At 71.6% G+C, this 17,266-nt stretch carries 18 protein-coding genes; 8 read left to right on the top strand and 10 right to left on the bottom strand.

The window, feature by feature from the left end; genetic code table 11:
• Together ACXKZF_RS00540 and ACXKZF_RS00535 are read left to right on the top strand one after the other, a co-directional pair.
• Nucleotides 1-372, top strand: a complete 372-nt coding sequence (locus ACXKZF_RS00540) for a hypothetical protein (RefSeq protein ID WP_055953054.1) — start codon at nt 1-3, stop codon at nt 370-372.
• Between the two features lie 64 nt (nt 373-436).
• The gene (locus ACXKZF_RS00535; RefSeq protein WP_488985044.1) at nt 437-1,324 is read left to right on the top strand and encodes a helix-turn-helix domain-containing protein; all 888 of its coding nucleotides are present in this window, start codon (nt 437-439) and stop codon (nt 1,322-1,324) included.
• Nucleotides 1,325-1,358: 34 nt separating this feature from the next.
• On the opposite strand, the gene ACXKZF_RS00530 is transcribed toward ACXKZF_RS00535, so the two are convergent.
• Nucleotides 1,359-2,555 (bottom strand): MFS transporter, encoded by a 1,197-nt coding sequence (locus ACXKZF_RS00530; RefSeq protein ID WP_488985043.1) that lies wholly within the window; start codon nt 2,553-2,555, stop codon nt 1,359-1,361.
• A 120-nt stretch (nt 2,556-2,675) separates the two neighbouring features.
• Nucleotides 2,676-3,815: a citrate/2-methylcitrate synthase gene (locus tag ACXKZF_RS00525; protein ID WP_488985042.1), complete on the bottom strand. Its 1,140-nt coding sequence runs from the start codon at nt 3,813-3,815 to the stop codon at nt 2,676-2,678.
• Nucleotides 3,816-3,867: 52 nt separating this feature from the next.
• On the opposite strand from ACXKZF_RS00525, the gene ACXKZF_RS00520 reads away from it, so the two are divergent.
• A complete protein-coding gene (locus tag ACXKZF_RS00520; protein ID WP_488985041.1) occupies nt 3,868-5,043 on the top strand; it encodes a citrate synthase in 1,176 nt (391 codons plus the stop codon).
• Nucleotides 5,044-5,275: 232 nt separating this feature from the next.
• Here the strand turns inward: ACXKZF_RS00520 and ACXKZF_RS00515 are convergent, their stop codons facing one another.
• Both ACXKZF_RS00515 and ACXKZF_RS00510 read right to left on the bottom strand, forming a co-directional pair.
• Nucleotides 5,276-6,106 carry a DUF6457 domain-containing protein gene (locus ACXKZF_RS00515; protein ID WP_488985040.1) on the bottom strand — a complete coding sequence of 277 codons (831 nt, stop codon included), beginning with the start codon at nt 6,104-6,106 and terminating at the stop codon, nt 5,276-5,278.
• Entirely contained in the window at nt 6,100-7,287 is a 1,188-nt protein-coding gene (locus ACXKZF_RS00510) for a molybdopterin molybdotransferase MoeA (protein ID WP_488985039.1), read from the bottom strand. Before ACXKZF_RS00510 ends, ACXKZF_RS00515 begins: the two co-directional genes overlap by 7 nt.
• Nucleotides 7,288-7,576: 289 nt before the next feature.
• Between ACXKZF_RS00510 and ACXKZF_RS00505 the strand changes: the two genes are divergently transcribed.
• Nucleotides 7,577-8,062 (top strand): DUF1990 domain-containing protein, encoded by a 486-nt coding sequence (locus ACXKZF_RS00505; RefSeq protein ID WP_243224324.1) that lies wholly within the window; start codon nt 7,577-7,579, stop codon nt 8,060-8,062.
• A 217-nt stretch (nt 8,063-8,279) separates the two neighbouring features.
• Nucleotides 8,280-8,903 (top strand): dihydrofolate reductase family protein, encoded by a 624-nt coding sequence (locus ACXKZF_RS00500; protein WP_488985038.1) that lies wholly within the window; start codon nt 8,280-8,282, stop codon nt 8,901-8,903.
• A 135-nt stretch (nt 8,904-9,038) separates the two neighbouring features.
• Here the strand turns inward: ACXKZF_RS00500 and ACXKZF_RS00495 are convergent, their stop codons facing one another.
• The 6 genes from ACXKZF_RS00495 to ACXKZF_RS00470 are packed head-to-tail and all read right to left on the bottom strand — an operon-like array spanning nt 9,039 to nt 12,185.
• On the bottom strand, nt 9,039-9,953 hold the full coding sequence (locus ACXKZF_RS00495) for an Asp23/Gls24 family envelope stress response protein (protein WP_488985037.1): 915 nt from the start codon (nt 9,951-9,953) through the stop codon (nt 9,039-9,041).
• Nucleotides 9,954-9,972: 19 nt separating this feature from the next.
• On the bottom strand, nt 9,973-10,560 hold the full coding sequence (locus ACXKZF_RS00490) for a hypothetical protein (protein WP_488985036.1): 588 nt from the start codon (nt 10,558-10,560) through the stop codon (nt 9,973-9,975).
• Complete coding sequence (locus ACXKZF_RS00485; protein ID WP_488985035.1) at nt 10,557-11,138, bottom strand: DUF6286 domain-containing protein; 582 nt, start codon at nt 11,136-11,138, stop codon at nt 10,557-10,559. The genes ACXKZF_RS00490 and ACXKZF_RS00485 overlap by 4 nt, the downstream gene beginning before the upstream one ends.
• Complete coding sequence (locus tag ACXKZF_RS00480) at nt 11,138-11,527, bottom strand: Asp23/Gls24 family envelope stress response protein (protein WP_488985034.1); 390 nt, start codon at nt 11,525-11,527, stop codon at nt 11,138-11,140. Before ACXKZF_RS00480 ends, ACXKZF_RS00485 begins: the two co-directional genes overlap by 1 nt.
• On the bottom strand, nt 11,524-11,712 hold the full coding sequence (locus ACXKZF_RS00475; protein WP_055953019.1) for a DUF2273 domain-containing protein: 189 nt from the start codon (nt 11,710-11,712) through the stop codon (nt 11,524-11,526). The genes ACXKZF_RS00480 and ACXKZF_RS00475 overlap by 4 nt, the downstream gene beginning before the upstream one ends.
• Nucleotides 11,709-12,185, bottom strand: a complete 477-nt coding sequence (locus tag ACXKZF_RS00470) for an Asp23/Gls24 family envelope stress response protein (RefSeq protein WP_055953016.1) — start codon at nt 12,183-12,185, stop codon at nt 11,709-11,711. The genes ACXKZF_RS00475 and ACXKZF_RS00470 overlap by 4 nt, the downstream gene beginning before the upstream one ends.
• Nucleotides 12,186-12,485: 300 nt before the next feature.
• Between ACXKZF_RS00470 and fdhD the strand changes: the two genes are divergently transcribed.
• The 3 genes from fdhD to ACXKZF_RS00455 all read left to right on the top strand — a co-directional run bounded on the left by fdhD (nt 12,486) and on the right by ACXKZF_RS00455 (nt 17,256).
• Nucleotides 12,486-13,364: a formate dehydrogenase accessory sulfurtransferase FdhD gene (gene fdhD / locus ACXKZF_RS00465; protein ID WP_488985033.1), complete on the top strand. Its 879-nt coding sequence runs from the start codon at nt 12,486-12,488 to the stop codon at nt 13,362-13,364.
• Nucleotides 13,365-13,425: 61 nt separating this feature from the next.
• On the top strand, nt 13,426-15,747 hold the full coding sequence (locus ACXKZF_RS00460; protein ID WP_488985032.1) for an FdhF/YdeP family oxidoreductase: 2,322 nt from the start codon (nt 13,426-13,428) through the stop codon (nt 15,745-15,747).
• A 231-nt stretch (nt 15,748-15,978) separates the two neighbouring features.
• Nucleotides 15,979-17,256 (top strand): ATP-binding protein, encoded by a 1,278-nt coding sequence (locus ACXKZF_RS00455; RefSeq protein ID WP_488985031.1) that lies wholly within the window; start codon nt 15,979-15,981, stop codon nt 17,254-17,256.
• Nucleotides 17,257-17,266: the final 10 nt, after the last annotated feature.

Below are 17,266 nucleotides of genomic sequence, written 5' to 3'. Positions count from 1 at the left end.
ATGGCAGACGACGACCTCCCCGATTCGCTCGAACCGGCCACCGACGTCCCGCCGCGCGACGAGCCGCCCCCGCCGCCCACGCCCAAGGGCGACATGCGTGTGCCGTCGGTCGTCGCGATCATCTCGGGCGTCGTGGTGATCGCGTGGTACATCTTCGTCGTCACCGCCAGCGCGATCTCGGAGATCGACAACCTGCCGTGGATCCAGATCGGCATGTGGGTGCTCGCGGGCGTGTCGTTCGTGTGCGGCATCGTGAGCCTCAACGCCCGCATGGCACGCGAACTCGCCGCGGCGGGGTTCATCGCGGGAGTCGCCGCGGGTCTGCTGTCGATCTCGATCGGGTTCTTCAGCGGGGTGGAGCTGCTGACCTGACGAGCGGATCCGCCCGCCGCACCGGCGACGGAATACGGAGCCCGCCCGACCGGTTGCCGCAGGCATGACGCCGGAGCCCACCCTCGAACGTGCCCTGTCGAGCATCGACGTGCGGCCCGGCCGCGCCTGGCAGCGCACCCTGTCCGAGAGGGAGCGACTGCCGCTGCCCCGCGGCGCCGCGGCGCTCGTCTACGTCCGGCGCGGTGAGCTGACCGGTCGGGCACCCGAGCGACCCGCGTGCACGGTGGACGCGCCGTCGGGCGCTGCCGCGGCGATCGAGGGCGAGCGCACACTGCTCGCGGGCGATGCCTTCGTCTCCCTCGGATGCCACGCCCTCACGCTGACGTCGCAGTCCGGTGCCGAGGTGACCGTCGTGCCGCTGGAGGTCACGCCGACCGCCGACACCCGCGCCCTCCCACCCGTCGTGTTCGTCAGCGGCTTCGCCCACGCGGAACCCGCCGCCGCCTCGTTGGCCGCGCACCTCGGCATCCCCGCTCCGGGAGCGCCCTCCGATCGGGAGGGTGACGAGACCATCTGCAAACTCATGGTGATGACGGTGCTGCTGTCGGCGCTGCGGGCGTGGGCGTCGACCGAACGCGCGTCGGCATGGCCGCCGCGGAGCGACGATCCGTTCCTCTCGCGCGTGGTCGCGGCGGTCTCCGCCGACCCCGGGCACGAGTGGACCATCGACCAGCTCGCCGCCCTCGGGGCGATGTCGCGGTCGGTCTTCGCGGCCCGGTTCCGCCGGGTGTTCGGCAGCTCGCCCGCGTCGTACGTGACCGAGGTGCGCATGCGGCGGGCCAAGGAACTGCTGGAGGCCGGCACCCCGGTGTCGCAGACCTCGCGGGCGCTCGGCTATGCCTCAGACGAGGGCTTCCGGCGGGCGTTCCGCCGTCACACGGGCGTCGCGCCGTCGGAATGGCGAGCCGGGCGGCGCGAACTCGCGGTCTGACCGACGGGCGGCATCTGCGCCGCTCCCGCGCCCGTCAGGCGGAGCCGCGCCGCTCGCGCACCGACAGCCCGAAGAGCACGGCGCCGATGATCAGGAGGGCGATGCCGATGGCATCCACCGTCAAGACGCTCGTCGCGTCGACGAGGATGCCGCCCACGCCCGCCGCGATCATGATGGCGAGCTGGAATCCCGTGACCACGAGGCTGCCGCCGGCCTCGAGGCGGTCGGGCATGCGGTGGCCGACCCAGGTGTTCACGATGATCAGCCACGACGAGAAGAAGAAGCCCCACACGATCACCGCGATCGCGACCACCACGATCGCTCCGGGCAGCAGCATGACCGCCGCGATCGCCAGCGCGATCACCAGGGGCCCGACCACGGCGAGGCGGGCGAAGGCGCGGTCGACCACGACACCGACCGCGAGATTGCCCACGACTCCACCGACGCCGAACAGGGCGAGCAGCAGCACGATCGTGCCCGCGTCGACATCGGGGATGCGCTCCAGCGACAGACGCACGTAGGTGTAGGCGACGAAGTGCCCGAGCACGACGAGGACGTGTCCGATCATGCCTCCGCCCACTCCAGGACGGCGAAGCGTGTCGAACAGGATGCCGAGGCTCGACGTCGCAGCCGGCGGCACGGGCGGCAGGGCGAACCGCACGGCGACACCCACCGCGGCGGTGACCACGGCGATGGACAGGAACGCCAGGCGCCAGTCGAGCACCTCGCTGAGCGCCACGCCGATCGGCACGCCCGCGACGGTCGCGAGAGACACGCCCGCCGAGCCGAACATCATGGCGCGTCCGATGCGGTCGGGGCTCGACAGGCGCGCCGCCACCGTGATCGACATCGACCAGAACCCGCTGATCGCCGCCCCGAGCAGGAAGTGGGCGACGAGGATCGCGGGAAGGCTGGGGGCGATGGCCACCACGAGGCTCGACACCGTTGCCGCGGCGGCCGCGCCCACCAGCAGCGTGCGGCGGTCGAGGCGCGGGAGCAGCAGGCCCACCGTGGGGGCGAAGAGGAGCCCCGCCAGGGCGGTGACGGTGACCGTCTGCCCCGCCTGACCGGGGGTCACGCCGAGCGAGGCGGCCATCTCGGTGAGAACACCGTTGGGGAGGAACTCCGCGGTGACGAGCAGGAAGCTCAGCAGCATCACGACGACGAGTCCGCCGTAGCGCATCGTCGGCAGCCCGGCGACGGACGTGGGAACAGGAGCGGTGGCGGTCATGCTTCGATGCTGGCCGTTCGAGCCGCGCGGCGCCGGGCCGTTCGTCCGCGGCATCCGACCGTTCGTCCGCGGTGCTCGCGACCCGGCGCATCCCCGCTCGATCTCGCGAGCGAGTCCCGCTCACCCCTCGAAGGGCTGCCCGACGTAACGTGCCGAGGGCCGGATGATCTTGGGATCGCGCGCCTGCTCGAGCACGTGCGCCGTCCAGCCGATCGTGCGGGCGAGCGCGAAGGTGGGTGTGAACATCGCGGACGGGATGCCGCACTGCTCCATCACCACCGCCGCGTAGAACTCGACGTTGGCGTGCAGGGGCCGCTCAGGTCGACGCTGCGCGAGCTGACGCTCGGCCTCGCGCTGGAACGCCAGCGCCTGCGCCACCCGCGCTCCCCCGAGCCGCTGCGCGACCTCGCGCAGCAGCTCGGATCGCGGGTCAGCGGTGCGGTACACCGCGTGACCGAATCCCATCAGCCGCCGCCCCGCCGAGAGCTCGTTCGCGATCCAGGCACCGGGGTCGTCACCGGCGGCGTCGAGGCTGTCGAGCGCGCGGGCGGGGGCGCCTCCGTGCAGCGGTCCCGACAGGGCTCCGAGAGCGCCGGAGAGACAGGATGCCATGTCGGCCCCCGTCGAGGCGATGACCCGTGCCGTGAACGTCGAGGCGTTGAAACCGTGGTCCATCGCCGCGATCAGGTAGGCCGACAGCGCGCGAACGTGGACGTCGTCGGGCACGTGGCCCGTAACACGGCGGAGGTAGTCGGCGACGAGGCCGGAAGGCGCGCTCGTGGCGGACGGGAAGCTCCCTCGGCCGTCGGCCGCGGCGGCGCCGACGGCCGGACCGCCCACCGGCGCGAGCGAGAGCGGCACCATCGCCGCGAACGCGATCGCCTCGTCGAGCCGGCCGGCTTCGTCGAGGTCGTACAGCGCGCGCGAACGGCGGACGGATGCCGCGAGCGTCCACACCGCGCGGAGGCGGGCGAGCGGCTGGTCGGTGCGGGCCGTGACCGCGGCGATGAGCTCCGGCATCCGGGGATCGGATCGCGCGGCGGCGATGCGCTCGTCGAAGGCGGCCGCGCGGTCGACGTCGGGGAGGTCGCCGACGACGAGCAGGTGCCACACGTCTTCGAAGGTCCGCGTGCGGGCCAGGGCAGTGGCCGAGTGGCCGCGGTAGTGGTAGAAACCGGCGTCGCCGTCGACGTCGCTGATGGTGGTCTCGGCCACCACGACGTCGTTGAGGCCGCGGGGCACATCGATTAGGTCGCTCATGCGCTCAGTGTGCGAACATGACCGCAACAGCGTCAACGTTGATCGGATCAAGATGGTATCCCCTCTCCCCCGCCTCACGGCCGCCCAAGCCGCCGCCCGGCTCGGGGTCAAGCCCGAGACGCTCTACGCCTACGTCTCGCGCGGACTCCTGCACCGAGAGCGCGACGCCCGCGGCTCGACGTTCGACGCGCTCGACGTCGAGACGTTCGCGGCGGGGCGTCGTCGTGCCCCGGTGCGGTCGTCGGCGCATCCCACCACCGGTTCGCCGCTCGGCGTCGTGCAGACCGACATCGCCGACATCGAAGACGGCGAGCTCCTGTTCCGCGGCCGCCGGGCCCGCGACCTCATCGACCGGCCGTTCTCCGACGTCGTCGCGTGGCTGTGGGATGCCCAGCGACTCGACGCCCCCGACCCCGCCATCGGCAGCGCGCGCGAGATGGTGGCGGCCCTTCCGCCGCACGCCGGCGCCATGGATCGCCTCCGCGCCGCCCTGACCGGCTTCGCCGCCGACGATCCGCTGCGGCACGACACGTCCGCGGCGACCCTGCACCGCATCGGCTGGACGCTGCTCACGGGCCTGCCCATCGCCCTCGGCGGCGATCCGCACGCCGACATCGCCCGCTCACTCGCGAGCGCCTGGCGTGCACCGGCCTCCGTCGACGCCGCTGTCAACGCCGCCCTCGTGCTGCTCATCGACCACGACCTCGCCGTGTCGACCTTCGCCGCACGGGTGGCCGCGTCGGCGCGGGCCGACGGATACGCCGCCGTGAGCGCCGCCCTCGGTGCAGCCGATTCTCCGCTGCACATCTCCGCGGCGACGCGGACCGCCCGCCTGCTCACACGCGTTCGCCGAGGACTCGAGCCGGAACGGGCGCTGGCCGAGGTGCTGCAGGACGGCAACGGCATCCCGGGCTTCGGTCACCCTCTCTACGCCGGCGTCGACGACCGCGCCGACGCCCTGTTCCCCCTGCTTCCGGCCCTCCCGGACGGAGAAGCGACGATGGATGCCGTGCGCCGGCTCAAGGAAACCGTCGCCGCCCGAACAGGTCTGCAGCCCAACGTCGATCTCGCTCTGGCCGCCCTGGTGTCGGGCGCCCGGCTGCCCGATGACGCGGCCAGCACGATCTTCGTCGTGGGGCGCCTCGCGGGCTGGATCGCGCACATCGACGCGGAGTACGGCGAACAGGCGATGCGGCTGCGGCCGCGAGGTGAATACGTCGGGCGGTAGCACCCAGCTAGCCAGGTTCATGGAGCGCTCTCGACTCCTTCGAGGTGCTGCCGGAGCCTGACGCCTCCGTCGATGCCTTGCTGCTCCGCGCGCGGTCCCGAGGCCTACAGACGACGGACGCCCCGCACCTCGCGGTCGCCCGGCAGGCCGGGTGCACCCCGCCTCTCGGCCGCATCGGGCGGGCGGGCCGTCGACGTCGTCGCGGAGCCGGCCCAGCCGACCTCGACGAGCGTCAGCGGTTCTCCCACCCCTTCGCCATCTCGACCACCGCCGCGACCGCGGCCTCGGTCTCGGCGGGCGTCCCCCCGGCGCGACCGGCGACGAGCCCGGCGACGAATGCGCTCAGAGGCGCGGCGGGGCGCGCGACGCCGTTCGCCACGTCGCGCGCGAGGTCGAGGATCAGCGAGATGGGGATGTCGCCCTCGGCCAGATTGAAACGCTCAGCGAGCGCCGCGCTCCAGTCGTTGAGCGCCTCGGGCGGCAGGGTGCGTGATTCCGTCATGACTCCTCCTCGGGCCTTCGTGAGATCGTCCCACGTGTCGACGTCGCGCGTGAGGTCTGGATCGGCGGGGACCGTCATCACGTTCAGCCCGCCCAGCAGCGCCCGCATCGACGCATCGCGCCCCGCGTCGGACAGAGCGGATGCCGCAGCCCGCAGCGCCGCGGTGCGATACCGGCCGATCAGCCACTGGCGCCGCCCGTCGTCGAGGCACGCGCCGTCGACCCCCACCGGCAGCCCGTCGGGCAGGAGTGCCACCGCCGGCCCCGCGGTCGCCAGATCGCTCGCGACGACGAAGACCTCCTCGGCATCCACTGCGGGGAGGGCGGCGACGATCCCCGCGACCGGGCCTCCGAAGGGCGGATCCTCGCGCACCCAGGTCGCGTCGAGACCCTCGTCGAGCACGGGCGCCGCGACGACGACGCGCCCCGCACCTCGCGCGCGCACGGCGTCGACGGCCGCACCGAGCAGCGTCGAGCCGTCCACGTCGAAGAGGGGCTTGATCGCGCCGCCCACGCGCGAACCGCGGCCGCCCGCGAGCACGATCGCGTCGACACTCACCACAGCGCGACCGTCACGCTGTCGCCGGCGGCGAGCGCCACATCGCTCGGCGGGATGACGGCGAGAGCGTCGGCCGCACCGAACCCCCGGGTTCCCCGCGGCGTGGGTGTGGCGCGCCAGCGCGCCGGATCGCGGCGATCGAGCGTGACCGGCACGTATTGCACGTGCTCGGGGCGAGCACGCCACCCCTCGGTGAGCCCGACGCGCACGTGGGCGCGGCCGAGCTCGGCGTCGCCCTCGAGAGCGCGCAGGGCCGGACGCACGAACAGCTCGAACGACACCGCGGCACTGACCGGATTGCCCGGCAGGCCGAACAGCAGAGTGCCCGCGTCGGTTCGCCCGAAGCCCTGCGGCTTCCCGGGCTGCATGCGCACGCGGTCGAAGCGCATGAGATCGCCGAGCGTGTTCTTCACGACCTCGTACGCGCCCGCGCTCACCCCGCCCGAGAACACCACGACGTCGGCTCCGGCGGCCTCGGCAGCGGCGATCGCGCGACGCGGTCCGTCGCCCTCGTCGCCCACGCTCGTGCGGAGCACCACGTTTGCGCCGGCCTCCTCGGCGAGTCCGGCGAGGAGGACGCTGTTCGACTCGGGGATCTGTCCACGGGTGAGGGGAGCACCGGGGGTGACGAGCTCGGATCCGGTCGACACGACGGCGACCCGCGGCGCGCGCGAGACCGTGACGGTGCCGACACCGGATGCCGCGATCGCACCGGTCCAGGCGGCGTTCAGCCGCACGCCCGCGTCGGCGACGAGTCGACCGGCCCGCACGTCGGAACCGCGGCGGCGGATGTGGACGCCGGGCGCGCGCGGCGCCGTCACGACGGTCACCGGTTGGAGGCCCCCGTCGAGGCCGTGCAGCGTGTCTTCGAAGGGCACGACCGCCGTCGCGTCGGTCGGCACGGGCGCACCGGTCATGATGCGCGCGGCGTCGCCGGCACGCAGCGCCGGGTCGAGATCGGTGCCCGCGGGCAGGTCGGCGACCACGCGGAGGACGCCGGGCATCGCGAGGTCGCGCACCGCGAAGCCGTCCATGGCCGATGCGTCGAAGCCGGGCACGTCGACGGCGGCGCGCACGGGCCGGCGAAGCACGCGTCCGCGCGCCGCCGCGATGTCACGCGGTTCCGGGGCGAGCGGCTCGACCGCCGAGAGCACCGCGGCGAGATGGTCGGCGACGCCGATCATGCGTCCGCCCGGGAAGGAGAGAGGGGCATGTGCTCAGCGTAGGCGCGCGTTCAGAGGTCGAAGCGGTGCGGGACCACGTCGCTGCCCTCGCGAGGGGCGGAACCCCATTGCCGCGGGCCTGCCGGACGGCGGTGCGCGGGAGATGAGGGGAGGAGATGTGGGCAGGGGAGGACACGAGAGCGATCCCGCGTCCTCCCCTCCCCGCACCCCCTCCGCTCCGCACCACCACCGCTCAGACGGGCACCGCAACCCGGGGTCCGCGCGGGCCGCCGCGGCTAGCGTGGACGACATGGACGGCCTGACCTACGACGAGGTCGGCGCGACCGCCGGCGAGATGCCGCCGGGCTATCACCACGTGCGGGCGCAACGCGTCATCGGGCACGGACCCGCCGACTTCGTCCGTGCGGCCGACGCGCTGCTCGCGGGCGAGGCGCAGCGCCGGGCGGGCGCGCGGGTCGAGCTGTCCGAGACGCCGATGCGCGAGGGCACCCGCGTGACGATGCGGCTGGGGCTCGGCATCCTGAGTTTCCGCATCCCGTGCCTGGTCGTGTGGGCCGAGCGCACCGACACCTCGGCCGGTTTCGCCTACGGCACGCTGCGCGGACACCCCGAGCGGGGTGAGGAGCGCTTCACGCTGACGCTGCACCCCTCGGGCGAGGTCGTCTTCGCGATCGCCGCTTTCTCTGCGCCGGGTCGCTGGTTCACCCGCGTCGGCGCGCCGGTCGGCCGCCTGGTGCAGGCGTGGATGACACGGCGCTACCTGCGCGCACTCTGACCCCGGATGCGGGGTGCCGGGAGACCCCGAGATCACGCGGACTTCGCGAGATCACGCGACTTTCGCGGGAATCCGATGTGATCTCGCGAGGAACGAGTCCTTTCGAGGCTCAGGACGCCCGCATCGCCGGCGGGAGGACCACCCGCGCACCGAGGACGGCGCGGCGCCGCCCGGGAGGGGGGCTGTGCGCGAGCGCGCGGCTCGGCAGGATGGGCGCATGGCCAAGATCGTGGTGAGCAGCATGGTGAGTCTGGACGGATACACCGAGGGCGCGGGCGGCGACGTGTCGCAGATGCCGATGGACCTCGCCTTCGCCGAGCACAATGCCGATCGCGTCCGCTCAGCCGGCAGGCTGCTGTTCGGCGCCACGTCGTACGTCGGGATGATGCAGTACTGGCCCGAGCGCGTCGATGATCCCGATGCGATCCCCGAGGATCGCTACATCGCGTCCCGCTACGCGACCGACCTGATGCTCACCGTCATATCCGACCACCTCACCGACGACGACGTCGCCGTGTGGGCGGAGCGCACGGAGATCGTTGGTCGTGCGGATGCCCACGACCACCTCCGGCGTCTCCGCGAGAGCGAGTCCGACGACATCCTGATCTTCGGCAGCCGGACGCTCTGGACCGACTTGCTCGCCCACGGGCTCGTCGATGAGCTCCACCTTCTCGTCGGACCGAAGGTGGTCGTCGGCGATGAGCGGGCTTTCGAGGGCATTCCGTCGATGGACTTCGAGCTTCTGAACGTGCGCACGTGGCGTGATTCGAGTGTGGTCGTCCTCACCTATCGCCCGGGCAGCGCCGCCGCACCGAGCGGCCGCGGCCTCGCCTACAACTGAGCCGGGCGGGCGTGCCGCCGACCCGGCGCGCAGCGCACTTTCGACGCGGGCGCACCGCACATCGGGGCTGGACGCGACGAAGGGCGCCCCCGCCGAAGCAGCGGAGGCGCCCTTTCGTGTGTCGCAGATCAGGTATCAGGGGCGGGGACGGTCGTCCTCCACGACCGACTGCACGCTGTCGACCGCCGGCGTCTTCTCGTCAGTGCGCACCTCGTCGGCGGCGATCGCGATGTCGACCGCGGCGTCTTCGAGAGCCTCGGCCACCACGTCGCGCACGTCGCCGCGGTCGTCCACGAGCGCGTCCGGCTCGGGTCGTGCGGGCTCGAGGCCCTCCGTCACGCGGTCCGCCGCGTCGATGTCCGCCCGGGAGTCCGCGGTGGCGACGCGTTCGCGGGCCGCCTTGACCGTCTCGTCGACGGCGGCCGCCGCACCCGCGGCGACGTCCTTCGTCTTGGACATCGCGACGTCGACGGTCTCGGACGCGCTGGCCGCGAGATCCTTCGACCTCGCCACCGCGTCGTCGACCGCAGCCGAGGCGCCGGCCGCGACGTCTTTCGACTTCGCCTTCATGTCGTCGACCGCCACCGAAGCGCGAGCCACTGCGGCATCCGCCTTCTCCTTCGCGGCTCCCGCGGCGTCACGAGCGCGAGCCGCCACGGCGTCCGCCCGTTCTTCCGCCTCGTCGACGACGTCGCGGTCGAACGGCCCGAAGACGCCGGTCACGACGACGTTGACGTCGATCGTCCCGCGTCCCAAAGGCTCGAGCGCGCTGCGGACCGCGGCGCGCACGGTGTCGGAGACCTCGTGCAGCTTGTGCGGGTAGTCGACGACGAGCGAGACGGTCGCGGTGACCGAGTCTGCGCGGTCAGTGTCGATCTTCACGCCGGGGGCGGTGCTGGCCAGGCCCACCCGCTCGCGAACGGCGTCGGAGGCACGGCCGAGGAGGCTCCCCAGCGCGTGCACGCCCGGCACCGCGGCGGCGGCGTTCGCCGCGAGGTCCGCGGCGGCGTCGAGATCAGGCGGATCGATGGTCGAGTCGATGGTGGTCATGACGTCTCCTCGTGGGGTGTCATTGCACGCGGGTGTTGTCGCGCGCGAGTTTGGCGCGCAGACCCGTGTGGATGGAGATGTAGGCGCGGAGGTTCTGTCCGGTGAGGGCGGCGAGGTTGGTGACGAGGGTGTCGACGTGCTCGGCGACCTGGCGGGGTGAGGTGTTCTGGCGCGGGGTGACCGCGACGTGCAGCACCGACTCCCGGTTGATCTCCCCGGCGGTGACGCGGGAGGAGAGGATCTCGTCGCGCTCGGCGAGGGCGTTCTTCAGCGCCTCCGAGGCGAAACCGTCGGAGACCGTGATGCGGCCCTCGGCGCTGGCGCTGCCGGTGGACTGCAGGGGCGCGTGACGGCGACCGCGGACGGCGGAGGACGCGATGACGATGAGGATGATCGCCAGCACCACGAAGGCGGCGACGGCACCCCATCCGGCGGAGTCGCGTCCGAGGGATTCGAGCCAGCCCTGGAATCCGCCCATGACGGTGGTCCAGGTGTCGGTCCCGCCGGGCACCAGGCCCACGGCGAGGGCGAGGGCGCCCGCGGCCAGCAGCACCACGGCGACGAGGAAGAGGACGAAGCGGTTCAGACCGCGACGCGTCGCATTCATCGGGACTCCTTGGTGTCGGGACGCTCCACGCGCACGTGGGAACGCACGGCGGGCGTCAGCTTGTAAGCCGAAACTTCTTCGTCGACGATGCGGCGCAGCTGCGCCTCATCGACCGGGATGCCGACCGGCGGGCGCACGGTCACATCGACCGAGCGGTGGGCGACGCCGACGACGATGTCGTCACGGGCGATGCCGGACTCGTTGCTGAGGTGCTGGGCGATGGCGGAGGCCACGACGCCGTTGTCGACGACGACGGCACGCTCTCCCCACGCCATCTCGTGACGCGACAGGCGGCCGGGCTTGAGGGCCAGGACGAGCACGATCAGACCGAGGACGGCCAGCACGATGCCGCCGACGATGAACGCGACCGGCATCAGCGCGGTGGGAGCGGCGACGACGGCGTTCAGAGCCTCGCCGGGGGCGACCAGCAGCGGCTGCGCGCCGACGAGGTTGAGGATGATCTCGACCGCGGCGTACGCCAGGACGAGCAGCAGCAGCACGACCACCACGAGCATGGCCACGGTGCGAGGCGAGTGGGTCTCGCGGCGCACGACGGTGCGCAGCACGGTGTCAGTCATCACAGCACTCGCTTTCGCTGAGGGGCGGAAGCGCCCGAGATGGTCAGGTCCACGCGCGAGATCTCACGGCCGAACAGCCGGGTCAGGCGCGAACGCAGCTCGCTCTGGGCCGTACGAGCAGCTTCGAGGACGGGAGTCGCGCGGCGCACGGCCTCGGTGTCGTCGAGGCGCGGCACCGGGAACGGCGAGGTCACGCGCACCGCAGCGGTGTCGCGGGCCGAGACGATCTCGACGTGGACGTTCTTGGCATCCACGCCGATCACATCGGCAGCAGCCCGTTCGGCTGTCTTCTGCAGCACGCGGTCCGCGATGTGCACGCGGCCGGCGGGGAGGCCGGGGCCGGCAACCGTGCGGTTGCCGACCCCGGGAGAAGCGGTGACGGTGGTCACGATGTGCTCCGACCCTTGAAGGCATTGACGATGTTGCCGAAGTCGAGCTCACCCGCCGTGATGCGGGCGACGACCACGCCGATCGCCATGAAGAGGGCGACGAGGACGAATCCCCAGAAACCGAAGATCAGGGCGCTGAGGGCCAGGACCAGACCGGCGAGGGCACCCTTGGTGGAGGCGCTCACTGGACGCGCTTTTCGTTGCTGTCGTCGTCGTTGTTGTCGTCGCCCGGGATGTGGACGTCGTTGACGTCGACGTTGACCTCGACGACCTCGAGGCCCACGAGACGGTTGATGGCTCCGGCGACGCGGCCGCGCACCTGGTCGGCGACTTCCTGGATGGGCGCGCCGTACTCCACCACGATGGTGATGTCGGCGGCGGCCTGGGTCTCGCCGACCTCGACCTTGACGCCCTGCGTCAGGTCGGTGGCGTTGATCGCGTCGCGGATCGCACCGAGGGCACGGGCCCCACCGCCACCCAGCGCGTACACACCGGCGACCTCGCGGGCCGCGATACCGGCGACCTTCGCGACGACGCCCTCGGCGATCGTGGTCTTGCCCTCGGCGTGGGCGTCCTGACCGCGGCCGTTCAGCGGGCGGTTCACACGCGACACCGCCTGGGGGACGTTCTGGGCGGCGGGGGTGGTGTTCTCAGCCATGTCGATGCCTTTCAGAGTTCGTGACCCGGATGCTCCGGGGTAGGTGTTTCGACCTACATGACTAAGACGTACCGCGTGAGGTGAACGTCACGTCGGACTTGAAAAAACTTCCGAGATCTGTATTCGGGCGAATAGGGATGCGATATCGCACCCGCGACCGGAGGTGATCCCGGGAGCGGAGGATGCCGCAGGGCCGGGCCGTCCTCCCGTCGCCGGATCACCTCCGGCCGCGTCCCGGTGTCGGCGGCCCGGCGTACGCTTCCCCCATGTCCCTCTTCCCTCCCCGCGGGCGCGACTGACATGGGACGACTCACCACGTCTCGTCGCGTCACGCGCATCACCCTCGACGGTGTGAACCGTCAGCGACCGGATGCCATCGCGGTCGAAGAACCGCTCGAGATCCGCGTCGCGGGCTCCCCCCTGGCCGTGACCATGCGCACGCCGGGCCATGACGTCGAGCTCGCCGCGGGCTTCCTCGTGTCCGAGGGCGTCCTCAGCCGGGGCGACCAATTCGCCCGTGCGATCCACTGCGGGGGACCCGGCACCGGCGGCGCCGACGGCAACACCTACAACGTGCTCGACCTCACGCTCGCGCCGGGTGTCGCACTTCCCTCTCCCGACATCGCACGCTCCTTCTACACGACGAGCTCGTGCGGGGTGTGCGGCACGGCATCCATCGAGGCGGTCGAGAAGGTGTCGACCTACGACGTGTCCACCGACCCCCTGACTGTGTCGGCGCACGACGTGGCGGCCTTCCCCGACCGGCTGCGTGAACAGCAGAAGACGTTCGACAAGACCGGTGGCCTGCACGGCGCGGCCCTCTTCGACGTGGCGACCGGGGAGCTGCTCGTCGCCCGGGAGGACGTGGGGCGGCACAACGCCGTCGACAAGGTGGTCGGCTGGGCGCTGCTGAACGACCGACTCCCCCTGCGGGCAACGGTGCTGCAGGTCTCGGGCCGCGTGAGCTTCGAACTCGTGCAGAAGGCCGTGATGGCCGGCATCCCGATGCTGTCAGCCGTCTCGGCCCCCTCGTCCCTTGCGATCGAGCTCGCGGAACGCGCGGGTCTCACCCTCGCGGCGTTCGTGCGCGGGTCGAGCATGAACCTGTACACGCGGGCGGATCGCATCCAAGCGCCCTCCACAACCCCCGCGGCGAAAGATGTCGCGAGCGTACGCTGACCAACGCGCGCGCGGTCTGAGGGATGCCATCGATGCGGCGCACGATCCACGGAGGGTGAACATGGGTGAAGCGTTCGGGCTGACGACCGAGGAACCGCGCCAGGGAGGCCTCGGCCCGCGGGTCACGGGCGAGTGGTCGAGCACCGGCGCCTACGAGCACCCCGCCGCCGGGTGGGGCGCCGCGATGACGGTCGGCAAGGTGCTGCTCGAACAGCGCCAACCCGTCGCCGGCACCAAGGCGATGTTCACGATGAACCACCCGAAGAGCGGGTTCGACTGCCCCGGATGCGCGTGGCCCGACGACAAGGGCGTCACCCTCGACATCTGCGAGAACGGCATCAAGCACGTCACGTGGGAGATGACGCACAAGCGGGTCGGCAAGGAGTTCTTCGCCGAGCACTCGGTGACGGAGCTGTCGCAGTGGAGCGACTTCGAGCTCGAGGACGCCGGGCGCCTCGTCGGTCCGATGGCGTACGACGCCGAGACCGACCACTACGTGCCGATCTCGTGGAACGACGCCTTCCACATGATCGCGCGCCATCTGACGGCGCTCGATTCGCCCGATCAGGCGGCGTTCTACACCTCCGGTCGCCTCAGCAACGAGGCGTCGTTCCTGTACCAGCTGTTCGCCCGCGAGCTCGGGACGAACAATCTCCCCGACTGCTCGAACATGTGCCACGAGGGCTCGGGCCGCGGGCTCACGGCATCCCTCGCCACGGGCAAGGGCACCGCCGACCTCGAGGACTGGGAGGCCTGCGACGCCCTCTTCGTGCTCGGGGTGAACGCGGCGTCGAACGCCCCGCGCATGCTCACGAGCCTCGCCGAGGCCATCGATCGCGGTGCGCAGGTGGTACACGTGAACCCCCTCCGCGAGGTCGCCGGCACCCGCACGATCGTGCCGCACGAGATCCTCGACATGGCGACGTTCCACAGCACCCCGACCAGCACGATGAACCTGCAGGTGCGCCCGGGCGGCGACCTCGCACTCGTGCGCGGCATGGCGAAGGTCGTCTTCGAGGCGTCGGAGACCGATCCGACCGCCCTCGACCGGGCCTTCCTCGACGAGTACACGACGGGGCTCGACGAGTACCGCACCCTGGTCGAGGCCACCCCGTGGCCGAAGCTGGTCGAGCAAGCCGGTCTGACCGAGGCCGAGATCCGCGGAGCCGCCGCCGTGTACCTCGCATCCGAGCGGTGCGTCATCAGTTGGTGCCTCGGTGTCAGCCAGCACCAGCACGGTGTCGACACCGTGCGCGAGATCGTCAATCTGCTGTTGCTGCGCGGCAACGTGGGGCGCAAGGGCACCGGTCCCTCGCCCGTCCGCGGCCACAGCAACGTGCAGGGCAACCGCACGTGTGGCATCAACCACAAGCCCACCGAGAAGTGGCTCGCGAAGCTCGACGAGGTCTGCGGCATCACCTCTCCCCGCGAGCCCGGACTCGATACCGTGCACACGGTGGCGGCGCTGCACCGCGGCGACCTCAAGGTCTTCCTCGGCATGGGCGGCAACTTCGTGCGCGCCGCTCCCGACACCACGCTGACCGCCGAGGGCATGGGTCGCTGCGAGCTCACCGCGCACGTCAGCACCAAGCTGAACCGCAGCCACCTCACCCACGGAAAAGACGCGCTGATCCTCCCGTGCCTGGGGCGCACCGAACGCGACGTGCAAGAAGCGGGGCCGCAGTCGATCTCGACCGAGGACGCGATGAGTTCGGTCATGCTCTCGCTCGGCTCGCGACGCCCGGCATCGCCCCACCTGCTCAGCGAGCCCGAGATCATCGCCCGCCTCGCCCGCGCGACGATGCCCGAGTCCGCGACGCCGTGGGAGTGGTACGTCGGCGACTACGACCGCATCCGCGACACCATGGCGAAGGTCCTGCCCGGTTTCGAGGGCTTCAACGAGCTCGTGCGCCAGCACTATGGCTTCCGCGTCCCCCAGCCCGCCCGCGATCGCGACTTCCAGACGCCGTCGGGCAGAGCGGAGTTCTCGGATGCCGAGCTGCCGAACGTCATCCCCGAAGAGGCCGACGTGCTGGTGCTGCAGACCATGCGCTCGCACGACCAGTGGAACACCACGATCTACTCGGCCGACGACCGCTACCGGGGTGTGCGCAACATCCGCGAGCTGGTGTTCATGAACCGGGGCGACATGAAGGAGCGCGGGATCGCCGAGGGCGATCTGGTCGACATCGTCGCCACCTCGCGCGACGGCTCCGTCCGCAGCGTCACTGCGTTCCGCGCCCTGCAGTACGACACTCCGCGCGGCAGTGCCGCCGGCTACTTCCCCGAGATGAACGTGCTGCTCGGCCCCGACGACTACAGCCGCCAGAGCGACCAGCCGCTGATGAAGGACATCCGGGTGCGCATCGCGAAGACCGCCTGACCCGCCGCGGTCGAGTCGGCACTCGACGCCGCCGCGTCGCCGTACTGGCCCGGGACGGCGGGGGGACGCTACGGTGATCCCGAGCAGAGGTCCGCGATGCGCGCACCCCGCCATCGCGGCCTCGGCGTCCGTTGTCGACGAGCACCCCGATCGATGCCGGCGCGCTCGGCACCCGGACCGTCACGGCCGATCCCGGAGAGTCGAGCACCGACCGATCGAAGGGACACGAACATGGCCGCTTGGCGTATCCGCGACTACCACGACGACGACGTCGATGACATCCTCCGCCTCTGGGAGGCGGTCACCGCCGACGGCACCGAACCGGTGTACAGCCTCTCCGAGGTCCTCGCCTCCTGCGCGAAAGACGTCGCCGTCGTCGCGGTGTCGGGCGAGCGGGTGGTGGGGGCGGCCGTGGGCCGCGCCGCGCACGCCCAGGGCTGGGTGGTGTTCCTCGCCACGGCCGACCACCTGCGTGCGAGCGAGCTGGGCGCGGCCCTGCTCGGTGCCCTCGAGGTGCGCATGGCGCCGCACGGCATCAGCAAGCTCTCGGCCCTCGTTCCCACGGGAGACACCCCCGTCGACGCTCTTCTCTCGCAGGGCTTCACCCCCCAGCACGATCTGCGCTACTTCGAACGTCACATCCCGGTGCAGCGCGAGGAGTTGAAACTTCTCGCCGAGCTCGGTGGCCGTGTGCTCCCGCGGGGCCTGTGGGATGCCGTGGGAGGGATGACCGCCGAGAAAGACCTGCTCGAGCGCCGCGTCGTCATGCCCCTGGCCCACACCGAGCTCGCGGACCGCTTCGGGGTGGTGCCACCACGCGCCATCGTGCTGTTCGGCCCGCCCGGAACCGGCAAGACGACGTTCGCGAAGGCGATCGCGTCACGTCTGGAATGGTCGTTCGTCGAGGTGTTCCCCTCGCGTCTCGCGGGTGCGCCCGAGGGCTTGGCCGGGGCCTTGCGGTCCACCTTCGCCTCGATCGCCGAGCTCGAGCACGCCGTCGTCTTCATCGACGAGGTGGAGGAGATCGCCTCGCATCGACAGGGCGAGCCTCCGTCGCCGACGCAGGGCGTCACCAACGAGCTGCTGAAGATCATCCCGGCCTTCCGGGAACAGCCCGGCCGCATCCTCATCTGCGCGACCAACTTCATCCGCTCTCTGGATGCCGCGTTCCTGCGTCACGGCCGGTTCGACTACGTCATCCCGATCGGTCTGCCCGACGAGCAGGCGCGTACGGCGATCTGGCAGCGCTACGTGCCCGAGAGCGCGGTCGACATCGACGTCGCCGACCTCGTGGCGATGAGCGAGGGCTTCTCCCCCGCTGACGTCGAGTTCGCGGCCCGGCAGGCCTCGCAGTCGGCCCTGGAGTCGGCGGTGGATGCCGGTGCGCCCGACCCCGCGGGGCCGTTCATGTCCGACTACACCGCTGCGATCGCGCGGACTCGCGCGACGGTGTCGCCGGAGGCGGTGGCGGAGTTCCTGGAAGACATCACCACCGTGGGGAGGGTGTGAGCCCGCCTCG

This window comes from Microbacterium sp. ABR10, assembly GCF_057812175.1.
The sequence above is the reverse complement of the archived record's forward strand: the minus strand, read 5'-3'. Positions and strand labels throughout refer to the sequence as shown.